Genomic DNA, 26,181 nt, shown 5'->3' on the forward strand with positions numbered 1-26,181 from the left:
GCCTTTTCCTTGTCGCCGATCCAGACCCAGACAAACCGGTCTTTCTCGACCACCGGATAGGCCCGAACACAGGCTTCCGGGTGGATGCTTTGCTGGTTGGGCATATGCACGCATGCACCGTCACCATCAAATTCCAGCCCGTGATAACCACACACAAGACGGTCACCTTCGACATAGCCCTGACTCAGTGGCAGAAGGCGATGCGGGCAGCTGTCTTCAAGTGCGACCAGTGACCGGTCGGCCCGGCGATACAAAACGACATTTTCATTGCAGATCGTGCGCGCGACGGGGGTGCGACCAATTTCGCCATCCCAGCCTGCGACGTACCAGAAGTTACGCAGAAACATGTTTCTCTCCCTTGGCGCAAGGCCAATCGAGGTTGCTTGCAGGTGGAATTTTTACCACCAAGATTTCTTGTTATGCTTCTAAGCGTAAGCAAATTGGATCCAATTTGGCAAGATGCTTTTTAAACAATTCGATCTGAACTATGATCGCCCGGCAGTCACAAAAACGGAAACCGGCATGAGCAAACACGGCCAGCGCGTCCTGATCACCTTGCGGAAAATGATCGCCAACGGGGAACTCCCACCGGGCGAACGGGTTGCGGAAATCCCGATTGCTGAACGGCTTGGCGTATCGCGCACACCGGTCCGGATTGCCTTTCGAACCCTCGAACAGGAAGGCCTGCTGCGCAAAGGGGATCGTCGCGGATACACGGTGCGCGCTATCACCCCGACCGAAATAGCCGATGCCATCGAAGTGCGCGGCGTGCTCGAAGGACTTGCCGCCCGCCTTGCCAGTGAACGCGGTATCTCCCTTCCGGCGCGCAGCCATTTGATTGAATGCCTGTCGACGGGTGACGCCTTGTTTTCCAAGGGATTTCTGACCGATGAAGACATGGAAATCTATCATGATTTCAACATGCGCTTTCACAACACCATCATCGAGGCCAGCCGCAACATCGCCATCGAAGATGCCCTGTCACGCAATGATCACCTGCCATTTGCATCCGTGTCGTCCATCGCCTTTAACCGCGATGACATGACCGGCGAATTCCGCCGATTCAATTTCAGCCACATGCAACATCACATCATTTTCGATGCCATCGACAACGGCCAGGGGGCGCGCGCCGAAGCCCTGATGCGTGAACATGCCAATGCGGCACTGCGCTATACGCAAATCCTTGGTCCGACACAGGATATGCCCGACAACTTCACCGTCATCGAACGCGAAGATACCGCATAATCCACCCCGAGCCGCATTTTCCGATCCCTTCAAGTTTGACAAAATTGGATCCAATTGATCTAATCTGGATCCAGTCAAGCCCAACAGACAAACACACCTGGAGAAAATCCGGGGGCCTGGGAAGGAAAATCGCCATGCCTGAAGTTACCGTTCAACAGGTCCATGACCTGACCGACCGCATACGCGGTTTTGATCTTGTTGCCGCCAACGGCACAAGCCTGCCGCCCGCCGAACCGGGTGCGCATATCAAACTCACCGTCACCGACACAGCCGGCCAGTCTGTTAAGCGGTCCTATTCGATCATCAATCCGGGAGAGACTGATCTCTATCGGATCGCCGTGCTGCGCGAGGAAGGCGGCGAAGGCGGGTCCATGTATATGCATCAAAAGGTCAAAACCGGCGATGTCCTTGAAATCGACCTGCCGCAAAACGACTTCCCGCTTGTTGAAAGTGCGGCCAAAACCATCCTGATTGCCGGCGGCATTGGCATCACGCCCATCCTTGCGATGGCGACCGCGCTCCAACAGGCCAGCAAGGATTTTGTCCTGCATTACGCCAGCCGCAACCACGCCGACATGGCCCTGATGACCGAGGTTCTTGACGCCGCCGACGGGCGATGCGCGCTTTATTTCGACGGCGGCGACACGTCACGCAGCATGCCGCTCGCCAGCCTCCTTGGCACCTCAGAAGCCGGCAAACACGTTTATGTCTGTGGCCCGGGCGGCCTGATTGATGCCGTGCTTGATACCGCACGCCGCAATCGCTGGGCGTCGGAGAATGTTCATTATGAACGCTTCACCACCCCTGCCGCCCAGCTTGATGACACCAGTTTCGAAGTTCATCTGGCGCAAAGCGGCCAGACATTCGAAGTGCCGGTTGGCAAATCAGTTCTCGATGTCCTGATCGATGAAGGCATCGATCCGCTTTACGACTGCAAAAAGGGCAATTGCGGGATCTGTACGTCGGTTGTGATTTCGCATGATGGCGATCTGTCGCATCGCGACGCCTATCTCAGCGACAGCCAGAAAGCCCAGAACGATCAGATGTGTATTTGCGTCTCCCGCATGCAAAGCAGCGGTCGTCTGACGCTGGATCTCTAAACGAAAACGGCCCGGAAGTTCCGGGCCGCTTTCTTGTTAAGTCAGCTTCTTCAGGAAAAAAGCGGATCAATCAACCGGGCCGCTGCCAGGACCGCCTGATCATGACCGTGTGGCGCCCCGATCATAAGGGCGGCCGGTGCAACCTCGCCCTTGATCTGAACCGGCATCGACATCGCGCAGGCATCGACCAGGTTCAGGTAACCGGTATTGCGCAGCATCAGCGCATTCAGGTTATCAAAGTCGGCCTCGACCTCGGCAATCTTGGGCGCCATGCGCGGCAAAGCCGGGGCGATCATGACGTCAACATCCGCCATCGCCGCCCCGAACATTGACACGATATCGGTTCGCTTGGCATAGGCGTCGATCACCTCATCACTTGATAGCGTGTCGGCAAACTTCATCCGCGACAAAACGCGCGGATCGCCCAAGGTTTCAAGCTTTGCGAAATCCTTGGCATAGATCCGGTGCGCTTCAAACGACACCAGCATCTTATTTAGGATCGCGTTCTGGGCGATGAAAGCAAAATCAATCTCGATCAGCTCATGCCCGGCGTCTTTCAGCTTTGCACAGATCATTGCAAAGTCTGCCTTCACCCGGTCATCCAGCCCATCGACAAACGCGTTCATGGGCACGCCAATGCGAAGCGATTTTGCCGCGTCTTCTGGCGGTGTCACGGTGATGTCTGTCAGGACTTCAAACGCACGAATGGCGGTTTCAAGATCGCCCGCCAACGGCCCCGGCGTGTCAAAGCTTTTGGCCAACGGATGAATACCCGCGCCCGGCACCAAAAGGCGGCTTGGCTTGATGCCATAAAGCCCGTTGATCGCCGATGGAATGCGGATCGAGCCACCGGTATCCGTGCCAAGCGCCAGATCCACGATCCCGTGCGCCACAGTCAATCCACCGCCCGATGTCGACCCGCCCGGAATACCCTCTGCATCAAAGATATTGCCCGGCGTGCCGTAATGCGGATTAAGCCCGACACCGGAATAGGCAAATTCGCTCAGCGTCGTGCGGCCAAACGGAATGGCCCCAGCAGCCTTGATGCGACGCACGCATTCGCTGTCGGCCTCGGCCGGTGCGCGCCCCTTCAAAAGCTCGGATGCCGCCGTGGTGACAATGCCCGCCTCGTCATAAAGATCCTTGACCGATACCAGCATCCCGGCAAGTGCTGCGCCGGGGTTTTGCGCGCAATATTGCTCCGCCTCGGCAGCAGCCTTTAAAATCCGCTCAAAGTCAAACTCGGTAAAGATCTTGTCCTTAAGCTCGCCAAGTTGATTGACCTTGTCGATTGCTTGTCTGGCCTTGTCGATCATTGCACCCATTTGGCACCCCGATTTGTTGTTTTGTCGCGATCCGACGGCCCCATTCGATCCGCCCCGCGCATTTGTGTTTCACTGTCATAGGATGGCACCCGTGCCTGATCAAGGATCAGATCGGCAATTTCGCCCGTACAAAACGGGTAGTAATCGGAAATGATCGGGGTTTCACCCGCTGATCACCGAGCCGTGACTTGCCCAAAGCCGGTTTTCAAAGGACATTTAGAAAACCCGCGCAATTGGAGGACGACATGCTGATACGCCGCAAAAAGGGTTGGGAAATTCCCGAACGAGACGCAACGCCGGAATCGATCTATAAAAACCGCCGCCAGTTCCTCAAGGGGATCGCCGCCGGATCGATCGGCGCGACAGCATCAAGCCTCCCGCTGGGCTCTGCATTGGCCCAAGGGTCGGGATCAACTGCCGATCTTTATCCGGTGGATCGCAACCCGGCCTACACGGTCGAACGCGAAATGACCGAAAAGTCCAAGGCGCTGACCTATAACAACTTCTATGAATTCGGATCGCACAAATCGATCTCGCAGGCCGCCCAAGCCATGCGAATCCGCCCCTGGACCGTGGTCATCGACGGGTTGGTTGAAAAACCGATCGAGATCGATTTCGAAGAACTTGTGCGCAAGATGCCGCTCGAAGAGCGCGTCTATCGGTTCCGCTGTGTCGAAGCTTGGGCAATGACCGTGCCCTGGTCCGGGTTCCCGATGAAGGCACTGGTTGAATTCGCCAAACCCCTGTCGGGCGCGAAATATGTCGAAATGGAAACCGCCAGCCAAAAGGACACCATGCCGGGCCTGCGTCAGTTCTGGTATCCGTGGCCCTATATCGAAGGCCTCACGATGGCCGAGGCCACCAATGAATTGACCATGATCGCCACGGGCATTTACGGCGAAGAACTGCCCAAGCAAAACGGCGCACCGCTGCGTCTGGTCACACCGTGGAAATACGGTTTTAAAAACATCAAATCGATTGTCCGTTTCACCTTTACCGACACGCGCCCCAAAAGCTTCTGGGAAGACATCAACGCCGATGAATATGGCTTCTGGGCCAACGTAAATCCGGAAGTCCCGCATCCGCGCTGGTCGCAGGCCTATGAACGGCTGCTGAATAACGGTGAAAGCGTCCCCACCCGGATCTATAACGGCTATGGCGATTATGTTGCCGATATCTACAAGGGCATGGAAAACGAGCGGCTGTTTATGTAACCCGCACGCCCGTTCCGCCCAAACGCAAAAGCCGGTGTTTTACGACACCGGCTTTTTTCTTGGCGATTCTCTTGGCCGTCGGACGCTTTACGAATCCGTATTGGCGTACCGGCCATAGATTTCTTCAAAGGTGCCGTCCTGGCGCATATCGATCAGGTGTTTTTCAAGTACGGTAAAGCTGCCATCGGTGAAAAAGTCCGACTGGCGCGATAGCGCAATGAAAGATGGCTTTCCCTGTAACAACAAATCAGATCGTTTGATCCGAAACGGTCCGAACTTGCGGATATGGGCAATGGCAAGAAGCTCCGGCGCAATCAGCGCATCAATCCGCCCAAGATCAAGCATCCGAAACAACGTCTCGTAATCTGCCGCTTCGACAAACCGGATATAGGGCGCCTCGCTAAACTGCCAGCCATAACTGGCCCCGCGCAGCACCCCGGTCAATTTGTGTTCAAGATCCTCGATCTCGATCACATTGGCATCCAGTGCGCCGGTATAAATCACCTTTGGCTCGCTCGGCAGGGCTGCGCCGAAATAATACATGTATTGCAGACGATCATCGGTGCGATTGGGACCAAGCATCAGGTCCGCCTGCCCACTCTCCATCAGGAAAAGCGCACGTTTGAACGGCACCACCTGAAACACAAGGTCAATCCCCGCACGTCGCGCAGCTTCGCGCACGACATCGACATAGATGCCGCTATAGACCGGCTCGTCGGTTGTTTCGGTCACAATACGATAAGGCGGGGCATCATTGATCGCGACGATCAATGTACGTGCGGCAACCTCGTCGCCAAACCATCCTGCCCCAATCAGGAACGCCGTGAAGACCAAACTCCAGGCTTTCAAACGCCACATCAAGTCTTCTCCATAGCGATCACACAGCAATCTGTGTTGCTGTTGTTATATGTGATCACGACAAATATTCTCAACGGCGAATGCAACCTGTATTTGTAATTTTCTAAATATCCTAGGCTCCTTTTCTACGGCGCCCTTTGTATTTCGGTTTATTGGCCGATTTTGACCCGGGGCCAACAGTTCCAATGGTGCGCGCCATCGGTCCTGCCTCGGCCAGACCCAGTTCCTGATCCTCAAGGCGTTTGATCTCGTCACGCAGACGGGCTGCTTCCTCGAACTCAAGATTCCCGGCGGCATCGCGCATGCGTTTTTCAAGGTCTTCGATATGGGCACGCAGGTTATGGCCGACCATGATGTCGCCCGACACCCCGGTATCAACCGTGACGTAATCCTGTTCGGCGACACTTTCGAGGACGTCGTTAATTCGCGACCGCACGGTTTCCGGCGTGATGCCATGTTCCTTGTTATAGGCCATCTGCTTTTCACGCCGGCGGTTGGTTTCGCCAATCGCGTATTCAAGGCTGTCGGTCATCTTGTCTGCATAAAGCAACACGCGACCTTCAACGTTACGCGCCGCACGGCCAATCGTCTGAACCAGCGATGTCTTGGAGCGCAGGAACCCTTCCTTGTCCGCATCCAAAATCGCGACCAGTGCACATTCCGGGATATCAAGCCCCTCTCGCAGAAGGTTAATCCCGACCAAAACGTCAAACACGCCAAGCCGCAAGTCACGGATGATCTCGATGCGCTCCAGCGTATCAATATCGGAATGCAGATAACGCACGCGCACGCCATGCTCATGCAGGTATTCGGTCAAATCCTCTGCCATGCGCTTGGTCAGGGTGGTAACCAGAACACGCTGTCCCTTGGCGGCACATTGCTTGGCCTCGCCCAGCAGATCATCGACCTGGGTTTCCACCGGGCGCACGATACAGACCGGGTCAATCAGCCCGGTCGGGCGAATAACCTGTTCGGCAAACACACCACCCGTGCGTTCCATTTCCCAGTTGCCGGGCGTTGCGGAAACAAACACGCTTTGCGGGCGCATTGCTTCCCATTCCTCAAACTTCAGCGGCCGGTTGTCAACGCAACTTGGCAGGCGGAAGCCATGCTCGGCCAGGGTAAATTTGCGATTATAGTCCCCGCGATACATGCCGCCGATCTGCGGCACAGCAACGTGGCTTTCATCGACAAACAGCAATGCGTTTTCCGGCAAATATTCAAACAGGGTCGGCGGCGGCTCCCCCGGATTACGGCCCGAAAGCCAGCGGGAATAGTTTTCAATGCCTTTGCAGTGGCCAACCGTTTCCATCATTTCCAGATCAAAGGTCGTGCGTTGTTCGATCCGCTCGGCCGCCAGCAACTTGCCCTCGGCCTGGAACTGCGCCAGACGGTCTTTAAGCTCCTGCTTGATGCCGGCCATCGCCTGCACCAGCGTCGGCCGCGGGGTGACGTGGTGCGAATTTGCATAAACCGTAACCGAGTCCATGCTGGCAAACTTGTGCCCGGTCAGCGGGTCGAATTCTGCCAGTTCCTCGACCTCGTCACCAAACATCGACACCCGCCATGCCCGGTCCTCGGCGTGGGCCGGGAAGATTTCCAAAACATCGCCGCGCACCCGGAAAGTCCCGCGCGAAAAGGCCGCATCATTGCGGGTGTATTGCAACTCCACCAGACGCTTCATGATGTCGTTGCGATCAACCTCGTCACCGACCGAGATACGCTGGGTCATCTCAAGATAGGTTTCCACCGCCCCGATACCGTAAATGCACGACACCGATGCCACGATGATACAGTCGTTGCGCTCCAGAATCGCACGCGTTGCCGCATGGCGCATCCGGTCGATCTGCTCGTTGATCGAGCTGTCTTTTTCGATATAGGTGTCGGATCGCGGAATATAGGCTTCGGGCTGGTAATAGTCGTAATAGGATACGAAATATTCGACCGCATTATCCGGGAAGAAATACTTCATCTCGGCATAAAGCTGGGCGGCCAGCGTTTTGTTGGGCGCCAGAACAAGGGCGGGCCGCTGCGTCTTGGCGATGATGTTTGCCATCGTAAACGTCTTGCCCGACCCGGTCACGCCAAGCAAAACCTGATCGCGCTCGCCCTCATCAATACCGGCCATCAGCTCGGCAATCGCTTGCGGCTGATCACCGGCGGGCTCGTATTCGGTCACCAGTTTGAATTCCCGTGATCCTTCAACAGGCGGGCGACGTTTGGTCAAAAATTCCGGTAGCGCATTCATCGGGCAGATCCCTTTTTATTCCAACCCTAGTTATAGGTCAGATACGCCCAACCGCAAGCCCCCGCCCTGACAGTTCCTGTCAGGAAGTGTCAGGAGACGTCAGGATGTAAATCCGGGAACAACGGGTGTTTTGGCACGTTTGCAAAACAGTTCTTTCCGCTCGGACTTCTGAAAGGCTGCAAAATTGGATAAAATCATCCCAAAGAACCCGTAAAAGGCGCACTTACGACCACAAACTGCCTTGAATTGGAATTAAGGCAGGCGTAGGGTCCGAACCGAAAGAACACGATTCTTTTCACTTCTCATAAATTCCAGGGAAACAGACCAATGGCGTTCATTGCCGACCGTTTGAGCCGTATCAAACCCTCTCCCACCATTGCTGTCACCACCAAGGCTGCCGAACTCAAGGCTGCTGGCGTTGATGTGATCGGACTTGGCGCAGGTGAGCCGGATTTCGATACCCCCGACAATATCAAAGAAGCTGCCAAAGCCGCGATTGACGCTGGCAAGACCAAATACACTCCGGTCGCCGGCACGCCGGAGCTTCGCAAGGCGATTGTCGAAAAGTTCAAGCGTGAAAACGATCTGGAATACACCATCGACGAAATCACCGTCGGTTGCGGTGGCAAGCAGACCCTGTTCAACGCGTTCTTCGCGACCCTGAACCCGGGCGACGAAGTCGTCATTCCGGCACCATACTGGGTATCTTACCCGGACATGGCGCTGATGGCCGAAGGCACCCCGGTCATTGTTGAATGCCAGGAAGAAAACGACTTCAAAATCACCGCCGCCGAACTTGAAGCCGCGATCACGCCAAAAACCAAATGGGTCGTTCTGAACTCGCCGTCGAACCCGACCGGTGCGGCTTATTCGCGCGCTGAACTGCGCGCGCTTGCCGACGTGCTTCTGAAACATGAAAACGTCTACATCATGTCTGACGACATGTATGAGCACCTTGTCTATGACGGTTTCGAATTCACCACCATCGCCCAGGTCGAGCCGAAGCTGAAAGACCGCACGCTGACCTGTAACGGTGTGTCGAAATCCTATGCCATGACCGGCTGGCGCCTTGGTTATGCTGCAGGCCCAAAAGACCTGATCAAGGCGATCAACAAGGTTCAGTCGCAGTCGAGCACGCACACTTCCTCGATCAGTCAGGCGGCTTCGGTCGAAGCACTCAACGGTACGCAGGACTTCCTGGCAGAACGTGCTGAAGTGTTCAAAAAGCGTCGTGACCTTGTGGTTGCCGCGCTCAACGAATGCGAAGGCCTGTCATGCAAAACCCCGGAAGGCGCGTTTTATGTCTATCCGTCCTGCGCGGGCGCGATTGGCAAAACCACCCCGGATGGCAAGAAAATCGAAACCGACACCGACTTCGTCACCTACCTGCTTGAAGCAGAAGGCGTCGCGGCGGTTCAGGGTTCGGCATTTGGTCTGGCACCGTATTTCCGCATTTCCTATGCGACCTCGGACGATGCCCTGATCGAAGCTTGCAAACGCATCAAACGTGCCTGCGCAGCCCTGAAATAAGGTCTGCTGTCCCGGTCTTCGGGATTAAATCGTATCAAACAGGGTCCGGCACTTGCCGGGCCCTGTTTTTTTGTCCATGATTACAATTAAACAATTGCGCACCGAATTACCGATAAATCATCCGAACAACGCCCCAACAAAGATTGCCCCTCACATGAAGATCGAAAATTTCTATGCCACCGTGAACGGTATCAGCTTGTCATGTCAGCAGATCATCCCCGAGGATGTCCGCCCTGATGCACCAACCATCCTGATGCTGCACGAGGCCCTCGGCACGATCCGCATGTGGCGGGATTTCCCGGCCAAACTGGCGACCGCGACCCGTCATCCGGTGGTTGTCTATGAACGGCGCGGCCATGGCAAATCCGATCCGCACGCGACTGGTGATATTCCGCGCGCGATTGATTTCCACAACATCGAAAGCGATGTCTATCTGCATGGCCTGATCGCGGAACTGGGCCTCGCCAAACCGATCCTGTTTGGCCATAGCGACGGGGCGACCATTGCGCTTAAGTATGCCGCGCGCTTCCCCGACAACGTAACCGCCGTGATTTCCGAAGCCGCGCACGTGTTTGTCGAAGATGTCACGGTTGCCGGCATCACCGAGGCGGCCAAAATCTATGCCCAGACCGACTGGAAAACCAAACTGCAACGCCACCACTTTGCCCAGACCGACGATGTCTTCCGCGCATGGGTCGATACCTGGCGCCAGCCTGAATTCCGTGACTGGAACATGGTCAATGAGCTTGCCAACATCACCTGCCCGCTTCTGGTCATTCAGGGCGATGACGACCAATTCGGCAGCGACGAACAGGTCCACACCATCTGCGCACATACCGGCGGCCCGGTGACCAAAATGCTGATCAAGGATTGCGGCCACATCCCGCATTTCGATCAACCCGATCAGGTGGTCAAAGCCAGCCTCAACCATCTTGGCATTACAGAACCCGCATCAGCTTAACGGATGCCCCGACAAATCGACGCAAAACAAAAGCCCCGGCACCATAAGGTGACCGGGGCTTTCTGCTGGGCGATTGCCCGAATATTTTAGGCTTATTCGGCCAGTGCGTCTTCTGCATCAATCACGACCGCAACCGCATGGATAACCGATGCGATGCGGATGGCGTTCTGGATGGTTTCCTTTTTAACGCCAGCGTTCTTCAGCACCTTGTCATGGGAATCGATGCACATGCCGCAACCATTGATCGCCGAAACCGCGATCGAAAACAGTTCGAAGTCGGCCTTATCAATACCCGGCTTGCCGATGATGTTCATGCGCAGGCGGGCTGGCATGGTGCTGTATTCTTCATCCGATACCAGGTGGTTGAACCGGTAATAGATGTTGTTCATGCCCATGATGGCAGCCGCACCTTTGGCAGCTTCAATCGCCTCAGGCGTCAGTTTTTCTTTTGCTTCTGCGGCAACGGCCTTGGTCAGTTTGGCGTTGCGCGATGCAAAGGCACACGCAAGGGCGGTGCCATAAACCTGCTGGTCGGTCATGCCCGGATTGTTGGCCATGCTCGAAAGGTTCAGTTTAAGGTCCTTGGCATAGGCCGGCATGGAGTCCTTGATTTCAACGATCGACGTCATGGAAAAAATCCTCTGAAGCTGTCTGAAACGATAAACGCGTAATTCAATAACGAATGGAGGGATTGTCAGCCGTGGCAGTGCCGCACTTGGTCGGGCGCACAATGCGCAAGTCGGCGAAAGTCACAGGCTGAAAGGCGGGACCGGGCCAAGGCCCGATCCCACAAATAGGTCCGGACTGGACTTACAGGGTTTCGTCGCCCTGGTTCCAGTTGCACGGGCAAAGTTCGTCGGTCTGCAGGGCGTCGAGAATACGAAGCGCTTCCTGCGGGTTACGACCAACGTTCAGGTCGTTGACCTGTACGTGACGGATGATGTTGTCCGGGTCGACGATGAAGGTCGCACGCAGGGCAACACCGGCGTCTTTCGCCAGAACACCAAGGGCGGTCGAGAGTTCTTTTTTCTCGTCAGCCAGCCATACGAACGGGCTGTCGCCCAGGTCTTCGTGGTGGGTACGCCATGCAGCGTGCACGAAGTCGGTGTCGGTCGAGCAACCCAGAAGAACCGCGTCACGGTCTTCGAAGTCACCATTCAGTTCGCCGTAACCAACGATCTCGGTCGGGCAAACAAAGGTGAAGTCTTTCGGCCAGAAGAACAGGATCTTCCATTTGCCTTCATAGGACTTGTCGGTAACCGGTGCGAAGCTGTCCGGGGTTTTGCCCGAAACGCCGGTAAGATTGAATTCTGGAAGCGTATCACCAACGGTAAGCATTATGGTTACTCCTAACCCAGTTTGTAAAAACAACGAGCGGCCCCCGACAGGCCGCAAAAACTTTTGTGTGCAGTTGCAAAAAATGCACTGCTTGCTAGCGATTTGTAGAGAAATGCATTACCTAAGACAAATAGATAAAACTTGGATTCTTGATAGGAAAAATTTATGGCTGCCCAACCAAGCATCAAGCAGCTCAAATACCTTGTTGCGCTGTCCGAAACCGGACATTTTGGCCGCGCTGCAGAGACTTGCTTCATTACGCAGCCAAGTTTGTCGGCTGCGATAAGCGAGCTCGAGAACCTTCTGGGTGCCCAACTGGTCGAACGCAACAAGCGTCAGGTCCTGATGACTCCACTCGGTGAAGAGGTCGTCTCGCGGGCGCGAAATATCCTTCAGGAAGTCGATGAATTAACCACCATGGCGCAGGCCGCCTCCGACCCGCTTTCGGGCCCGATCCATATCGGCGTCATCCCGACCATCGGCCCCTATCTGTTGCCCGATGTGATGGCCGCACTCAAGGCCGGGTTCCCGAAATTGCAGCCGCTTTTGCGCGAAGACCAAACCGCCAAGCTGGTGGAACTTCTGATGGCCGGCAAACTCGACCTTGCGCTGATCGCGCTGCCGATTGATGAAAACTGGCTTGAAGAGTTCGAATTGTTCGAGGACCGCTTTGTCTTTGCCTGTGCGCCGAACAATCCGCTGACCCATAAAAAGTATCTCGAGATCAGCGACATCAAGGATGAAAAGCTCCTGCTGCTTGAAGACGGGCATTGCCTGCGCGATCAGGCGCTTGAAGTCTGTCAGAAGGCGGGCTGGAACAAGTCGGCTGATTTCCAGGCCAACAGTCTCTCAACCCTGGTTCAGATGGTCGGGGCCGGCATCGGTGCCACACTGTTGCCGGAAATGTCGCTTGAAGTCGAAGCCCGTCGGCCGGATCTGCTTAAGATCGTGCCGTTCGAAAATCCGGTGCCGATCCGGCGCATTGGCATGGTCTGGCGGCGCAGTTCGGCCCGCAAGCTGGAATATCGCCAGTTGGCGGCCTACCTGCGTGATCGCCTTACCCCGCGGGATCAGGCCGTCGTCGCCTGATCGGCAGCCCGTTGCCCGCCGTACCACTTAGGACACAGACAACAGACATAGCCAATGCTGCCGATCAAGGACAACAACCCGACCACCATCACGCCATGGGTCACCTACGCGATCATTGCGATCAATGTCGTGGTGTTTCTGGGTACAGTCACCCTTGATCCGCGCGCGGCCATCCTTGTGAACCTGCAATATGGTGCGATCCCGGCCGTGCTGTTTGGTCACGCCGAACTGCCACCGGGTTTTTCCCCCTTCCCCGCCGGTTTCGGGTTCCTGTCGATCTTTTCGGCAATGTTCATGCATGGCGGCTGGATGCATCTGGGCGGCAATATGCTGTATCTCTGGATCTTCGGGAACAATGTCGAAGACTCTATGGGTCATTTCCGCTTTTTGATCTTTTATCTCGCCTGTGGTGTTGCCGCCGCCCTTGGGCACGGGTTGCTTGATACCCAGTCGGAAATCCCCATGATCGGCGCATCCGGTGCGCTTGCCGGGGTGCTCGGCGCCTATTTCCTGCTTTATCCCAAGGCGCGCGTGCTGGTCTGGTTCTTCTGGGTGTTTATCTTTTATGTTCCAGCCGTGGTCGTGCTTGGCTTCTGGTTTATCACTCAGGTGATCAATTTCGGCAGTGGTGCTGGCGGCGGCATTGCATGGGTTGCCCATATCGCGGGCTTTGTCGCAGGCGTCGCCCTGATCCCGCTGTTCAAGCACCGCAATGTGCCACTGTGGCATGATGGTTCCCCCGCACCGGCCTTTGGCATCTATCGCCCCGGCCGTAAAACGCGTGGCAGCACATCGAACATCCCGCCCTGGGCGGCAGCCTATGAGGCAGAGCGCGCCGCCAAGCGTGCCAATATGCGCCGTGATCAGCGTGGGCCGTGGGGGAAAGAGGGCGAGGAGCGCGATGCATCCCCGTGGGGCCGCTATCAGCCGAAATCGTCACCAAAACCAAAATCCAAACCATCGGTTGGCGTTCCGAAAGTTGTCCGCTTGCATCCGGACCGCAACAAGGACGATACTTAGGCCAAAGAAAAAATATCGTCCCAGGAGGATACCGTCATGCGCGCAGCCTACTTCACCGACTATCAGGGCCCGATCGAGGTTCAGAATGTCGCCGATCCGACCCCGCAAAATGGCGGTGTGGTCATCAAGGTCGAAGCCACCGGCCTGTGTCGCAGTGACTGGCATGGCTGGATGGGCCATGATTCCGATGTACAAGTCCCCCATGTACCCGGCCATGAGTTTGCCGGCACCATCGTTGCAGTCGGCAAGGACATCAAACGCTGGCAGGAAGGTGATCGTGTCACCGTCCCGTTCGTATCGGGCTGCGGCCACTGCCCGGAATGCCATAGCGGAAATCATCAGGTTTGCGATCATCAATTCCAGCCGGGCTTTACCGGCTGGGGCAGCTTTGCCGAATATGTCGCGATTGATTATGCCGATACCAACCTTGTCCGCCTGCCCGATGAAATGGATTTCGCGACCGCCGCAAGCCTCGGCTGTCGCTTTGCCACCAGCTTCCGCGGCGTGATTGATCAGGGCAAGGTTTCTGCCGGTCAAATCGTCGCCGTCCACGGTGCAGGCGGTGTTGGCCTGTCGGCGATCATGATTGCGGCGGCCGCCGGTGCCTATGTCATCGCGGTCGATATTGATGATGCCAAGCTCGACTTCGCCAAAGAAATCGGCGCCAATGCGGTGTTAAATGCACGCGCAATCGATGACATCCCGGCCGCGATCAAGGACATCACCCGGGGTGGTGCGCATGTGTCGGTCGATGCACTTGGAAGTGCTGTGACCTGCTTTAACTCGGTCGCATCCCTGCGCAAACGCGGCAAACATATTCAGATCGGGCTGATGACCGGTGATCATGCCCATGCCAAGGTGCCGATGGATCGCGTTGTTGCCCATGAACTTGAAATTCTGGGTAGCCACGGCATGCAGGCATTTCGTTATGACGCGATGCTCGACATGATCCTGTCGGGCAAGCTTGCGCCGCAAAAACTGATTGCCGATCGCGTCACCCTTGCCGAAGGCGCAACAGCACTTATGAATATGGACAGCTTCTCCTCGACCGGTGTCACCGTGATTGACCGGTTCTGATCCATGCTGGCCGGTATTGCCTTTGAGCCCAAAGACCCGATTGATGATCTTCTGGCCGGGATTGCCGATGCCATGTTGGCAAACGGCAAGTCGGTTGCCGGATATGTTCAAAAACGCCGCAAGGATGCCGATTGCGGAACCTTGGTGCATGTCCGCAATCTGCGCAGCGGCGATGAAATGCCGATCACGAAAAATCGCGGCAAAATGGCCAAGGGCTGCAAGCTTGATGGCGATGCGCTTTCGACCTTGGCCGCGCAGCTTGCCCGCGATGTCGAAGCCGGATCCGACATCCTGATCATTGCCCGCTTTGGACGAAGCGAGGCCGAGGGCCGCGGACTTCGTGATGTCATTTCACGCGCGCTGGATCTGGAAATTCCGGTTCTGGTCGGGGTGCGCGATGAATATCGCGCTGCGTGGGATGCCTTTCATGGCGGCTATGCCGATGCGCTGGCCCTTAACACCCAAGCCATCGAAAACTGGCTCTCGCAAACACGCGTAGATACGCTGGCGGTCTGAGGTTAGCTGTTAGCTGCTTTGCCCGACATCGCAGGACATGCGGTTCTTGACCAGCACCTTCTCGGCAAAGCGTTCAAACCACGCCCCGAAGGCCGCATCATATTTCGCCCGCCCTGCCCGCTGGGTATCGGGGCATTGGGCATTCGGGCGGTCGGTCTTGTCGGCCGCATTCGAAAGCCAGCGTTCATGGGCTTCGTCATCCACCTCGGGGTGGAACTGAATGCCCCAGATGCGCTCATCAATGTGATAGGCCTGATGGGGGAATGTTGGGCCAGTCGCGACCAATTCCGCCCCGTCGGGAATGCCAAACCCTTCACTGTGCCAGTGATAAACCATCAGTTCTTCGGGAAACAGATGCTCGCCTGCTTCTGTCGCCTGCACCGGGTAATAACCGATTTCGGTCATGCCTTCGGGATGGGGCACAACATCCGCACCAAGATGGCGCGCCATCATCTGCGCGCCCAGGCATATACCCAGATACATCGCATCACTGGCCACCACATGCGGCAGCCAGTTCATGATCGCACGCACATTATCCAGATGATCGTCATTGGCACTCATCGGGCCGCCAAACACGACAACCAGATGATATTTGCCAAGATCGGTCGGCAGCGGGTCCCCTTCGCCGGGACGGCGAATATCGAACTCAAACCCGTAGCGGCGCATCACCGTTCCCAACCGCCCCGGCTGTCCGGTGGCAGAATTGAAAACAAGTAGAATGCGGTTTTTCGGGCTCAGATCGTTCATGCGGTCCTCATTGCTGCATTAGCGAAGGTAGACCGCACCACGCCGTTTTGACAAGCCCCGCGTCACCAAAACCGCCCGACCAAAACAAAAGGCCACCGCGCAATTTACGGTGGCCTTTGGAATAATTCCGAAAAAGCGGACGCTTAGACGTTGAATTTGAAGTGGAAGATATCGCCGTCCTTAACGATATAGGTCTTGCCTTCCTGACGCAGCTTACCAGCATCGCGCGCCCCCGCTTCACCGTTAAATTCGATGAAATCGTCATAGGCGATGGTTTCGGCCTTAATGAAGCCGCGCTCGAAATCGGTGTGAATGACACCGGCCGCATTCGGGGCGGTTGCGCCCTTGAACACCGTCCATGCGCGTGCCTCTTTCGGGCCCACCGTAAAGAAGGTCAGAAGATTAAGCAGCTTGTAGCCTTCGCGGATGATGCGCGCGAGGCCGGTTTCCGAAAGACCAAGACCTTCAAGGAATTCTTTCTTGTCTTCAGCACTGTCAAGCAGGGCAACTTCCGCCTCAATCGCAGCAGAAATCACCACCGAACGTGCACCCTGTGCCTCGGCCATGGCGGCAACCTTGGCCGAAAGTTCGTTACCTTCCGCCGCACTGTCTTCATCGACGTTGCAAACATAAAGGATCGGCTTGCTGGTCAGAAGCTGCAGCATACGGAACGCCTTGGCTTCGTCTTCGCCGTCAATTTCGACCACGCGGGCCGGCTTGCCTTCACGCAGCACTTCAAGCGCGCGCTCGATCAGATCCATCGCCAGCTTGGCGTCCTTGTCGTTCGAACGCGCCTTTTTCTGCAGACCCGGGATACGTTTTTCCAGGCTTTCCATGTCGGCCAGCATCAGTTCGGTTTCGATGGTTTCCGCATCACGGACCGGATCGACCGAGTTATCGACATGGGTGATGTCGTCATCTTCAAAACAGCGCAGCACGTGAACGATGGCGTCGGTTTCACGAATGTTGGCAAGGAACTGGTTGCCAAGGCCCTCGCCCTTCGACGCACCACGCACCAGACCGGCAATATCAACAAATTCCAACTGGGTCGGAATGATGTTTGCCGAATTTGCGATTGCCGCAATCTTGTCAAGGCGCTCGTCCGGAACGCTGACACGACCGGTATTGGGCTCAATCGTGCAGAACGGGAAGTTTGCTGCCTCGGCTGCTGCCGTCTGGGTCAGGGCGTTAAAAAGGGTCGATTTACCAACGTTGGGCAGACCGACAATACCGCATTTGAATCCCATCTTTCCGGGCTCCGTCACTTGAATTTCTGTTTATCAGGATCGGTTTGCGCATGTGCAAACCAGACTATTTCTTTTTGCCAAATGCCTTGGCAAGCGCTTCAGCCATGGCCGAGGCTGCATTACTTACCGGGGTATCGGCGCGCTCAAGCCGCACCTTTGCCGCCCCTGAAAGATCATTGATGCCTTCACCTGCCTGCGGCTCGGTTGATGCATCTTTGTTTTTCTCGTCCTTGTCGGCGGCCGGTTTGTCTTTTTTCGGCGCCTTTGGCTTGGGCGGTGAAACAATGGCGGAAACCTTGCTCATAAAGCCGCCATCATCGCCCTTGGTCAGGCGCCCGAATTCCGCGGCCACCGCATCCAGAAGCGTCATCAGCCAGCCATCCTGTTCGGCCTTGGAGAAATCCCCAAGCACATGACCATGCACGCGGGATTTTTCCCCCGGATGACCAATGCCCAAACGAACGCGGCGATATTCCTTGCCACAATGGGCGTCAATCGATCGCAAACCGTTATGACCACCATGGCCGCCGCCGCGTTTGACGCGCAGCTTGCCCGGTGGCAGGTCCAGCTCATCATGCAGGACAATAACGTCTTCGACCGGAATCTTGTAAAAGCGCAGCACTTCGCCAACGCTTTGCCCCGAAAGGTTCATGAAGGTTTCCGGTTTCAGAACCAGAACCTTTTGGCCGTTCAATTCACCTTCGGAAATCTGGCCCTGGAACTTTTTGCGCCAGGGACCAAAAGAATAGCGGCGGACGAGTTCGTCCGCCGCCATGAAGCCAATGTTGTGACGATTGGCGGCATATCCCGATCCCGGGTTTCCCAATCCAACCACCAGAAACATCGTAAGACCTCGATCTTATTCTTCGGTCGCTGCTTCTTCTTCGCCTTCTTCGTCAGAAGATTCGTTCTCTTCCGAACGCAGAGCAGACGGCGCAGCAACGGTTGCGACCGTGAAGTCACGATCGGTAATCGTAAGCTCGACACCTTTCGGCAGTTTGATCGCCGAAATGTGGATCGAGTCACCAACTTCAACACCGGTCAGGTCAAAGACCAGCTCTTCCGGAATTGCAGACGGTGCGCAAAGAACTTCGACGTCGTGACGAACGATGTTCAGAACACCGCCTTTTTTGAGGCCCGGGGATTTCTCTTCGTTTACGAAGCGAACCGGAACTTCAACGTTGATCGTCTGGCCTTTGGAGAAGCGCAGGAAGTCAACGTGCAGAATTTCGTCAGATACTTTGTCGAACTGAACGTCGCGCGGCAGAACTTCGTATTTCTCTTTGCCAACCTGAACGGTCAGAACGTGGGAATAGAAGCCCGGCGCATGCAGAAGTTTCCAAAGCGGACGCGGGTCAACCTGGAACAGAACAGCTTCCTGTTTTGCACCATAGATAACACCAGGGACCATACCGGCACGACGCACGGCACGGGCGGCCCCCTTTCCGGCCCGTTCACGGATTTCCGCAGTGATAACAGAATTTGCCATCGGAAAATCTCCTTGAACTAAAAGTAGTTTGTCCCCGCAGGTTGGTGAGAATCACCGCTGAAAGCCTGCGAAAACAAGTGCGGTGGCCTCCAGGGGTGCCACCGCAGCGAGGGCCTTATACCCTCAATCGAAAAGAACGGAAACAGATTTTTCTTCCGAAATGCGGCGGATGGCTTCTGCCATCAGCGGTGCAATCGGAAGCTGTCTGATTTTTCCGCAATCACGCACCGCATCGGATGCCTTGATCGAGTCACTGGTGACAACTTCGGTCATCGGGGAGTTGGCAATACGCTCAACCGCCGGACCCGACAGAACACCATGCGAAACATAGGCCGCAACCGAAGATGCACCACGTTCTTTCAGCGCACCGGCCGCATTGCAAAGCGTGCCAGCAGAATCAACGATGTCATCGACCAGGATGCATGCCGCGTCCTTGACGTCACCAATGACGTTCATGACTTCGGAAACACCGGCCTGCGGACGACGTTTGTCGATGATGGCCAGTTCCGCATCCAGACGTTTTGCAACCGAACGCGCACGGGCCACACCGCCAACGTCCGGGCTGACGATGACCAGTTTCTGGCCGTCAAACTTGTTGCGGATGTCGCTGGTCAGAACCGGCGATGCAAACAGGTTATCAAGCGGAATATCAAAGAAGCCCTGAATCTGACCGGCATGGAGATCCATGGTCAGAACGCGGTCTGCACCGGCAACCGTGATCAGGTTGGCAACCAGTTTCGCCGAAATCGGGGTACGGGGGCCCGATTTACGGTCCTGACGGGCATAGCCGAAATACGGCATCACAGCCGTGATACGACGTGCCGAACCGCGGCGCAGCGCATCAAGCATCACCAGCAGTTCCATCAGGTTGTCGTTTGCGGGATAAGAGGTGCTCTGAATGACAAAAACGTCCTCACCGCGGACGTTTTCCTGTATTTCGCACCAGATTTCCTCATCAGAGAAACGCTTAACATCTGCACGGGTAAGCGGCAGATTAAGATGGTCAGCAATTGCCTCAGCCAACGGGCGGTTACTGTTACCAGCGAGGATCTTCATATCGGGGCCTCGGTTAATGGGTGCCGGGAAAGCGAATAACTAAATCTTTTGCGACTCCGACCCGAACAGATAGCCGTCCCTAGCCTTTTGTTGCCCTTGCCGCCCAACAGCCCGGAAACTGGGAATTTCCCGACCAATCAACGACGCCTTCACGACACTCAAAGACCAAATCCTGACACTTCTGCATACCGGCAGATCGCGGCGGCTTTATAACCAGCCGTTAACAGTCTGTAAATGGGCCCAATGCCGAATAACGACAAGGCAGTCATGCATGTCCGGCCCATCGGCCTCTGGCATCACTGATCACAACGGCAATCAACGCGCCAAAGCTGTCCTGTTATCGGGACGCAGTTGAAGTTTCTTGCTGGTTGCGATCTGTCCCAGAACACCTTCAAGGGTTTCAACCGCCGCCTGCGCAGCAAGGGACGCCACCGACCCCCATCTTTCATCAAGCTGGCCGCGCGGCACGACATTGTTCTGGTTCATCTGACCCAGTTCCGTGCCATCGACTTCCATGATGATCCATTCAATCGATACACGATCAAGCGGTGTGGTGGTTTCTTCCTCGACCGGGCTGACATCAATGGTCGCAGACAGGATGACACTGTTTTCATCCATCTCGCGGTTATCGACCGTGATCCCGCGCGCCTTCAACAATGCCCCGGCCGACCGTGCCAGGGCTGTATTGCCATCGCCCGGCGCCCCGGCAAAATCAATGAGCGCCACCTTCATAAGTGGCGCTGCCCGTAACGAAGACCGATCACCGGTAATCATGAAGGCAATCTGATCGGCCGGCTCGGCGACCAGCCCCTCATAGGTTTTCGCCACCGGGTCCTCGGCCTTGCCTTCAAGTTCGCGGACTTTATCAACCAGTTCCTTGGGGATGGCGAGGTTGCTTTCCTCGGGCCCGGTGGGTTGATCGGCAAACCACTGATCGGCGGCCAGTTCGCCAGTCGACCGTGTAGTATCAATCGCAAGCCCATCCGGGCGCATCAGAACCCAGGTGATATCAAGATCGGCACCGGTATCACTGAGGCTGGCCTGAACATTCGGACGCAGGATGTAATCCCCGCCCGTATCAGATTCGCTATAGGCCGGAATATCACGCAGACGAAGGGCACGCGCCATCGCACGCGCCAGATGGGCCGATGCGCCTTCGGGCAGGTCTTCGGTACTTTCCACGCGCACGGTGCCGGTATCACGCAGCTCAAGCAATGCCGGATCACCGGCCCGACCTGCCCCCTCGAACGGGCGTGGCAAATCGCCACAGGCCGCAAGCAATCCAGCCAGACCAATAACCAAAACAACAAGACGTGGGAAAGACTTCATCGGGGCTAATTTCGTCGTCACATCATCACACAACCGACCATGGTCGCGATAATCATAAAAAAGAACAGCATGATCATATGCGGCATGGTCTTACACCCCTGTCAACATGATCGCCGAAAGCTGCCGACCGTAATCGGGCTCCTTGCGAAGCGTCGTGCGGCGATAACTGTAAAAAAGCTCTTCCTCGGCCAACGTATCGCGCGCCACAAGCTCGACCGAGGCAACCCCGGCGGCAATCGTCCGCCGCCGGACATATTCTGGCAAATCAAACATGAAATGACCGTCGCGCGACGACGGATCAAACAGGTCTTCCTGGCCTTCCGGTCCGGCAAGGATGGTATCGCGGAACGTGCCATCAACCTCATAGGATTTGCGCGCAATGCATGGCCCAACAGCGGCGTGAATGTTTTCGCGTTTGGCCCCCAGTTTTTCCATTGCATCGACCGTGCTGGCCGATACCCCGCCATGCGATCCGCGCCAGCCGGAATGACAAGCCCCGATCACACCGGCCACCGGATCATGAAACAGAACCGGCGTGCAATCCGCAGTCAGAATACCCAGCATGATGTTCGGGCGATCTGTGACCATCGCATCGGCCTTGGGCGCCTCATCCCGCGAAAGCGGCTTGTCCAGAACGGCCACATCAATGCCGTGCACCTGATACACCGTCGTCAGACGATCAGGACTGGTATCAAACGCGGATGCCGCACGGGCCCGGTTTTCAGCCACACGGTCCTTGTCGTCATCGGACCCGAAACCGACATTCAGCCCGCCGTGGATACCATCACTGACCCCGCCCTTGCGGCTCAGGAACCCGTGGCGCAGGCCGTCCTTACCCGACAGGTTCCCGGCTTCAAACCACTTAAGCCCGTTGGCGCTGCGTTCAATCCCGTCGGTAATCGGATGTGTCATGCTGGTCTTCTCCGTTCCCAAAGGCGTTGCGCTTGCGGTCAATTTAGCCCGCCACGCCACTGACGCAAGGCGGCGGGGTGGTATCGCGACCATACGCGATCAGAACTTTAAAAAGCGTTCCCATCTGATCGGCATCGATCAACCGCGACAACGCCTGATCAATCGCGGTTTTCTGGGTATCATCCGCACTGGTTTTCAAATGCTCGGCCCGCTGTTCAATGCCCAGCATCCGCAAAAACGTCCCTTGCGTCAGGACTGCACCGGTGCGCGCACCCGCCTCGTTCATCGCCCGCCCGATGGCGGCAAAATCAACATGCGCGGTCAGATCGGCATCGCCCGGATCGCTCAGAACCGGGTGATATTCATGGCCCTTGAGTGCCTGGAACGTATCGCCAAATGCACTACCGGGATGGCCGTAATCAATAAACAGCGCCCCACCACCTGTTTCATTCAGACGCCGTGCGATTTGATCGGCAATGGCAATTGCGGGCGCACAGCTTTCAAAGATATCACCCTTTTTCGCGGCCCCGCGCATGGTGGCCGGGATCAACGCATCCGTAATCGGTGTTTCGGCACCCCGGACAAAACCAAGTTCGCCGGTTTTGGCATCAAGCCCGACCAAACGTTCGGCCCAGCCTTTCTCGCCGCGCTCAAACTGACGGATTGGCAGCGCGTCAAAGAACTCATTGCCAATCACAATCGCCGGGACGTTGGCGCGGGTCGGAATGTCATCAAACGTTTCATGCCAGGTGGCCGGAATGCCGTACGCCATGATCGATGTTTGTTGATGGGTGCGCAAAACCGGGCTGGTTTCAACAAACCGCACGGTTAATGCATCGCCAATGCCCGGCACATTGCGCACAGCACGCAGCGCGTCCGACATCAATGTTCCGCGCCCCGGCCCCAATTCGATCAGATCGATTTTCGGCGGGCTGCCCATCTGTTGCCAGGTGACCGCCGCCCAAAGGCCGATCAGTTCGCCAAACATCTGGCTGACTTCCGGTGCGGTGATGAAATCACCAGCACGCCCGAACGGGTCCTGCTTGCGGTAATAGCCATGCTCCGGATGGGCCAGTGCCTCGGTCATGAAATCGGCAATGGTGATCGGGCCCGATACATTGATCCGGCGTTTGATATGGGCCAAAAGCGGGCTGTCGGTCGCAGAACTCATAATTACGCGTTTTCGGCTTCTTTGGGGTGAATGCGGGTTTCAATCGGTTTGGATTTCAACGCATAGACAATGCAGCCAATCCCGGCCAGCACCATCGGGATCGACAGGACCTGCCCCATGGTGATGCCACCGGCAAGGTAACCAAGTTGCGCATCAGGCTGGCGGAAGAATTCGACGATGATCCGCGAAATGCCGTAACCCGCCACAAACGTTCCGCCAAGTATCCCCGGACGATGGCGCACGAACGCCTTGCGCGACAGGATAAACAGCACAACAAACAGGATCAAACCTTCAAGCGCTGCTTCATAAAGCTGGCTTGGATGGCGCGGCTCCGGGCCACCATTGGGGAATACGAAGCCCCACGCGACGTCGGTGGTGCGGCCATACAATTCGCCATTGATGAAATTGGCAATCCGGCCAAAGAACAAACCAATCGGGGTGGCCACGGCTGCGGCGTCCAGCACGGCAAGGATCGAAATATTGCGCTTTCTGGCAAACAGAATGATCGCAACAATCACCCCCATGAACCCGCCATGGAACGCCATACCGCCCTGCCAGACCTTCAGGATATTGGCCGGGTTATCCAGATAATAATCCAGATTGTAAAACAGGATGTAACCCAACCGCCCGCCAAGGATCACGCCCAGCGTTGCCCAGAACAGCAAGTCATCAACATCGCGTTTGCTCATGATGTTGGGCGTTTTGGTGCAGTAATAAACCACATATTTCCAACCCAGCAGCAGACCGGCAATATAAGCCAGCGCATACCAGCGAATGGCAATCGGGCCGATGGAAATCGCAATCGGGTCTATCGCCGGAAAGGCAAGGCTCAGCATCTGGAATACTCCGGATCAGCAGATTGGGTGTTTATCGGCGAGGTGTTTGCTCTGAGGTCGCAAAGGAGTGGGGCAGCATCATGGCAAACCCATCCCGAACCATGCAGGTCGCACTCAGCGGAACGGGTCCTCGGTCGCAAGATAATCCTGCACATAAGACCGCACGCCTTCTTCAAGCGATGTCATTTCCTTGCCATACCCCGCTTCGCGCAGCTTGGTCATATTGGCTTCGGTGAAATACTGGTACTTGTCGCGGATCGACTCAGGGGTCGGCACGAACTTGATATCGGGCTCCTTGCCCATGGCGCTAAACACTGCCAGTGCCAGATCCTTGAAGCTGCGCGCCTTGCCGGTGCCGATATTGAAAAGATCGCTGACCTGCGGGTTGTCATAAAGCCACATGATGATGTCAACCACATCACCGACCCAGACGAAGTCACGCAACTGGCCGCCATCTTCGTAATCGGGATGATGCGATTTAAACAGGGTCGCGGTTTCGCCGTTTGAAAGTTTGTCAAACAGCTGCGACACCACGGACCGCATGCCGCCCTTATGATATTCGTTCGGGCCATAGACGTTAAAGAACTTAAGCCCCGCCCACTGTTTGGGCCGGAAACCGTTCTGATCGAGGATACGGCGGAACCGGCGGTCGGTGGCATGCTTGGACCAGCCATAGGCATTGAGCGGCGCCAGTTTCGCCAGATCGGCGTCATCAAAGCTGTCATCAAAGCCCTGCTTGCCATCGCCGTACGTTGCCGCCGAGGATGCATAAATCAGGCGCGATGAGTGGCGCGAACACCATTCCCAAAGCCAGGCGGTCAGTTTCAGGTTGTTGACGACGATCTTGTCGGCATCGGTTTCAGTGGTCGCGGAAATCGCGCCCATATGGAAAATCGCCTCGACATTGCCAGCATGCTCTTCAAGGAAATGCGGCAGTTCATCGGGATGAACAATGTCACGCAGGTTCCGCTTGGCGATGTTTTTCCATTTGATGCCATCGCGCAGGCGATCAACGACAACAATGTCGGTTTCGCCACGCTCTTCAAGGGCAGCAACAATATTGGAACCGATAAACCCGGCACCACCAGTGACGATAAGCATTGCATTCTCCTGACGGGGCCGCCCTGCCCCGATGGGCCAAGGCGACTGATCACGTTTGTCGACACTTTATAAGACCGCCCCTGATCTGGAGCAAGAAAAGCCATGCAAAATAACGCTATCGTCACGTCCGCTTCATGACGTGCGGCTTGCCCTGAGCCGATGATGCGCCATATTATGCCCAACAACAGATTCAAAAAGCCGGAGACCACTATGCAGATCAACAACCGCATTCTCGATGACCTGACCCGTGTCACCAATTCCGCGTTGGGCACCATGACCGGTGTCAAAGGCGAAGTAGATGCCATGATCCGCCAGCAGTTTGAAAAGATCCTCCTCAATATGGATCTGGTCACCCGCGAGGAATATGACGTCGTGCACGATGTTGCTGTTCGTGCCGCTGAACGCATTGATGCGCTCGAAGCCAAGATTGCCGATCTTGAAAAGCGTCTTGATGCAGCTGAGCCCGCCAAGAAACCGGCCGCCAAACGCAGCACGACCAAGGCTGCCCCCAAAACGGCGGCAAAAAAAGACGCCTGATCGGGGCAACCATCCCCATATAACTCCCATATATGCGAAATGACGCGGGCGTTTTATGCGCCTGCGCCAACATTTGCTGTCACAAGCAGGGCCGCTTGACGGTCGATCAGATAGACCCGGCAAACAGGCCGAGTGACAATGATCCGAATATTCATTGCTGTCCTGCGCGCAGCAGCGGTTGAAACAAAGCGTTCACCGGCATATAGTGCGCGCCCTTTCGCACATGCTTGAACAG

26 protein-coding genes are annotated in these 26,181 nt (G+C 56.1%); 10 read left to right on the plus strand and 16 right to left on the minus strand.

What is annotated here, in order from left to right; genetic code table 11:
* The coding region (locus tag B2T33_RS08525; protein WP_286791681.1) for a Rieske 2Fe-2S domain-containing protein at nt 1-347 on the minus strand (347 nt) is incomplete at its 3' end.
* Nucleotides 348-522: 175 nt separating this feature from the next.
* On the opposite strand from B2T33_RS08525, the gene B2T33_RS08530 reads away from it, so the two are divergent.
* Nucleotides 523-1,245, plus strand: a complete 723-nt coding sequence (locus B2T33_RS08530) for a GntR family transcriptional regulator (RefSeq protein WP_040822962.1) — start codon at nt 523-525, stop codon at nt 1,243-1,245.
* A 134-nt stretch (nt 1,246-1,379) separates the two neighbouring features.
* The gene (locus tag B2T33_RS08535; RefSeq protein ID WP_286791682.1) at nt 1,380-2,345 is read left to right on the plus strand and encodes a PDR/VanB family oxidoreductase; all 966 of its coding nucleotides are present in this window, start codon (nt 1,380-1,382) and stop codon (nt 2,343-2,345) included.
* A gap of 50 nt (nt 2,346-2,395) precedes the next feature.
* Here B2T33_RS08535 and B2T33_RS08540 read toward each other — a convergent pair whose 3' ends face one another.
* Entirely contained in the window at nt 2,396-3,670 is a 1,275-nt protein-coding gene (locus B2T33_RS08540) for an amidase (protein ID WP_286791683.1), read from the minus strand.
* Nucleotides 3,671-3,915: 245 nt separating this feature from the next.
* Here B2T33_RS08540 and msrP point away from each other — a divergent pair, with 245 nt between their 5' ends.
* The gene (msrP, locus tag B2T33_RS08545; protein ID WP_286791684.1) at nt 3,916-4,884 is read left to right on the plus strand and encodes a protein-methionine-sulfoxide reductase catalytic subunit MsrP; all 969 of its coding nucleotides are present in this window, start codon (nt 3,916-3,918) and stop codon (nt 4,882-4,884) included.
* A gap of 87 nt (nt 4,885-4,971) precedes the next feature.
* Here msrP and B2T33_RS08550 read toward each other — a convergent pair whose 3' ends face one another.
* Entirely contained in the window at nt 4,972-5,742 is a 771-nt protein-coding gene (locus B2T33_RS08550; protein WP_286791685.1) for a substrate-binding periplasmic protein, read from the minus strand.
* Nucleotides 5,743-5,854: 112 nt separating this feature from the next.
* A complete protein-coding gene (gene uvrB, locus B2T33_RS08555; RefSeq protein ID WP_286791686.1) occupies nt 5,855-7,990 on the minus strand; it encodes an excinuclease ABC subunit UvrB in 2,136 nt (711 codons plus the stop codon).
* A 327-nt stretch (nt 7,991-8,317) separates the two neighbouring features.
* On the opposite strand from uvrB, the gene B2T33_RS08560 reads away from it, so the two are divergent.
* On the plus strand, nt 8,318-9,520 hold the full coding sequence (locus tag B2T33_RS08560) for an aspartate transaminase (protein ID WP_286791687.1): 1,203 nt from the start codon (nt 8,318-8,320) through the stop codon (nt 9,518-9,520).
* A gap of 154 nt (nt 9,521-9,674) precedes the next feature.
* The gene (locus tag B2T33_RS08565; protein ID WP_286791688.1) at nt 9,675-10,481 is read left to right on the plus strand and encodes an alpha/beta fold hydrolase; all 807 of its coding nucleotides are present in this window, start codon (nt 9,675-9,677) and stop codon (nt 10,479-10,481) included.
* Nucleotides 10,482-10,573: 92 nt separating this feature from the next.
* On the opposite strand, the gene B2T33_RS08570 is transcribed toward B2T33_RS08565, so the two are convergent.
* Together B2T33_RS08570 and B2T33_RS08575 are read right to left on the minus strand one after the other, a co-directional pair.
* Nucleotides 10,574-11,110 carry a carboxymuconolactone decarboxylase family protein gene (locus tag B2T33_RS08570; RefSeq protein WP_008889484.1) on the minus strand — a complete coding sequence of 179 codons (537 nt, stop codon included), beginning with the start codon at nt 11,108-11,110 and terminating at the stop codon, nt 10,574-10,576.
* 181 nt (nt 11,111-11,291) lie between these two features.
* A complete protein-coding gene (locus B2T33_RS08575; RefSeq protein WP_197145799.1) occupies nt 11,292-11,819 on the minus strand; it encodes a peroxiredoxin in 528 nt (175 codons plus the stop codon).
* A gap of 165 nt (nt 11,820-11,984) precedes the next feature.
* Here B2T33_RS08575 and B2T33_RS08580 point away from each other — a divergent pair, with 165 nt between their 5' ends.
* Genes B2T33_RS08580 through B2T33_RS08595 form a run of 4 tightly spaced genes read left to right on the plus strand, consistent with a single transcriptional unit; the run spans nt 11,985 to nt 15,521 of the window.
* The gene (locus B2T33_RS08580) at nt 11,985-12,908 is read left to right on the plus strand and encodes a LysR substrate-binding domain-containing protein (protein ID WP_286791689.1); all 924 of its coding nucleotides are present in this window, start codon (nt 11,985-11,987) and stop codon (nt 12,906-12,908) included.
* A 54-nt stretch (nt 12,909-12,962) separates the two neighbouring features.
* On the plus strand, nt 12,963-13,928 hold the full coding sequence (locus tag B2T33_RS08585) for a rhomboid family intramembrane serine protease (protein WP_120224358.1): 966 nt from the start codon (nt 12,963-12,965) through the stop codon (nt 13,926-13,928).
* 36 nt (nt 13,929-13,964) lie between these two features.
* Nucleotides 13,965-15,005 carry a zinc-dependent alcohol dehydrogenase family protein gene (locus tag B2T33_RS08590; RefSeq protein ID WP_064779696.1) on the plus strand — a complete coding sequence of 347 codons (1,041 nt, stop codon included), beginning with the start codon at nt 13,965-13,967 and terminating at the stop codon, nt 15,003-15,005.
* Nucleotides 15,006-15,008: 3 nt separating this feature from the next.
* Entirely contained in the window at nt 15,009-15,521 is a 513-nt protein-coding gene (locus B2T33_RS08595; protein ID WP_286791690.1) for a DUF2478 domain-containing protein, read from the plus strand.
* A gap of 9 nt (nt 15,522-15,530) precedes the next feature.
* On the opposite strand, the gene B2T33_RS08600 is transcribed toward B2T33_RS08595, so the two are convergent.
* The 10 genes from B2T33_RS08600 to rfaD all read right to left on the minus strand — a co-directional run bounded on the left by B2T33_RS08600 (nt 15,531) and on the right by rfaD (nt 25,409).
* On the minus strand, nt 15,531-16,268 hold the full coding sequence (locus tag B2T33_RS08600; RefSeq protein ID WP_286791691.1) for a glutamine amidotransferase-related protein: 738 nt from the start codon (nt 16,266-16,268) through the stop codon (nt 15,531-15,533).
* Between the two features lie 143 nt (nt 16,269-16,411).
* A complete protein-coding gene (gene ychF, locus B2T33_RS08605; protein ID WP_063088725.1) occupies nt 16,412-17,515 on the minus strand; it encodes a redox-regulated ATPase YchF in 1,104 nt (367 codons plus the stop codon).
* A gap of 64 nt (nt 17,516-17,579) precedes the next feature.
* A complete protein-coding gene (gene pth / locus B2T33_RS08610) occupies nt 17,580-18,359 on the minus strand; it encodes an aminoacyl-tRNA hydrolase (protein ID WP_286791692.1) in 780 nt (259 codons plus the stop codon).
* Between the two features lie 15 nt (nt 18,360-18,374).
* On the minus strand, nt 18,375-19,004 hold the full coding sequence (locus tag B2T33_RS08615; protein WP_064787368.1) for a 50S ribosomal protein L25/general stress protein Ctc: 630 nt from the start codon (nt 19,002-19,004) through the stop codon (nt 18,375-18,377).
* A gap of 123 nt (nt 19,005-19,127) precedes the next feature.
* A complete protein-coding gene (locus B2T33_RS08620) occupies nt 19,128-20,060 on the minus strand; it encodes a ribose-phosphate pyrophosphokinase (RefSeq protein ID WP_063088722.1) in 933 nt (310 codons plus the stop codon).
* A gap of 315 nt (nt 20,061-20,375) precedes the next feature.
* Nucleotides 20,376-21,389, minus strand: a complete 1,014-nt coding sequence (locus B2T33_RS08625) for a hypothetical protein (protein WP_286791693.1) — start codon at nt 21,387-21,389, stop codon at nt 20,376-20,378.
* 90 nt (nt 21,390-21,479) lie between these two features.
* Nucleotides 21,480-22,301: a peptidoglycan editing factor PgeF gene (gene pgeF / locus B2T33_RS08630; protein ID WP_286791694.1), complete on the minus strand. Its 822-nt coding sequence runs from the start codon at nt 22,299-22,301 to the stop codon at nt 21,480-21,482.
* A gap of 43 nt (nt 22,302-22,344) precedes the next feature.
* Nucleotides 22,345-23,472, minus strand: a complete 1,128-nt coding sequence (locus tag B2T33_RS08635) for a class I SAM-dependent methyltransferase (protein ID WP_286791695.1) — start codon at nt 23,470-23,472, stop codon at nt 22,345-22,347.
* Between the two features lie 2 nt (nt 23,473-23,474).
* A complete protein-coding gene (gene lgt, locus B2T33_RS08640) occupies nt 23,475-24,308 on the minus strand; it encodes a prolipoprotein diacylglyceryl transferase (protein ID WP_174713872.1) in 834 nt (277 codons plus the stop codon).
* Between the two features lie 114 nt (nt 24,309-24,422).
* Complete coding sequence (gene rfaD, locus B2T33_RS08645; RefSeq protein ID WP_197145818.1) at nt 24,423-25,409, minus strand: ADP-glyceromanno-heptose 6-epimerase; 987 nt, start codon at nt 25,407-25,409, stop codon at nt 24,423-24,425.
* 210 nt (nt 25,410-25,619) lie between these two features.
* On the opposite strand from rfaD, the gene B2T33_RS08650 reads away from it, so the two are divergent.
* Nucleotides 25,620-25,946 (plus strand): accessory factor UbiK family protein, encoded by a 327-nt coding sequence (locus tag B2T33_RS08650; RefSeq protein WP_064787372.1) that lies wholly within the window; start codon nt 25,620-25,622, stop codon nt 25,944-25,946.
* Nucleotides 25,947-26,181: the final 235 nt, after the last annotated feature.

Source organism: Thalassospira sp. UBA4513, from assembly GCF_002388495.1.
In the GTDB taxonomy this organism is placed as follows: Bacteria; Pseudomonadota; Alphaproteobacteria; order Rhodospirillales; family Thalassospiraceae; genus Thalassospira; species Thalassospira tepidiphila.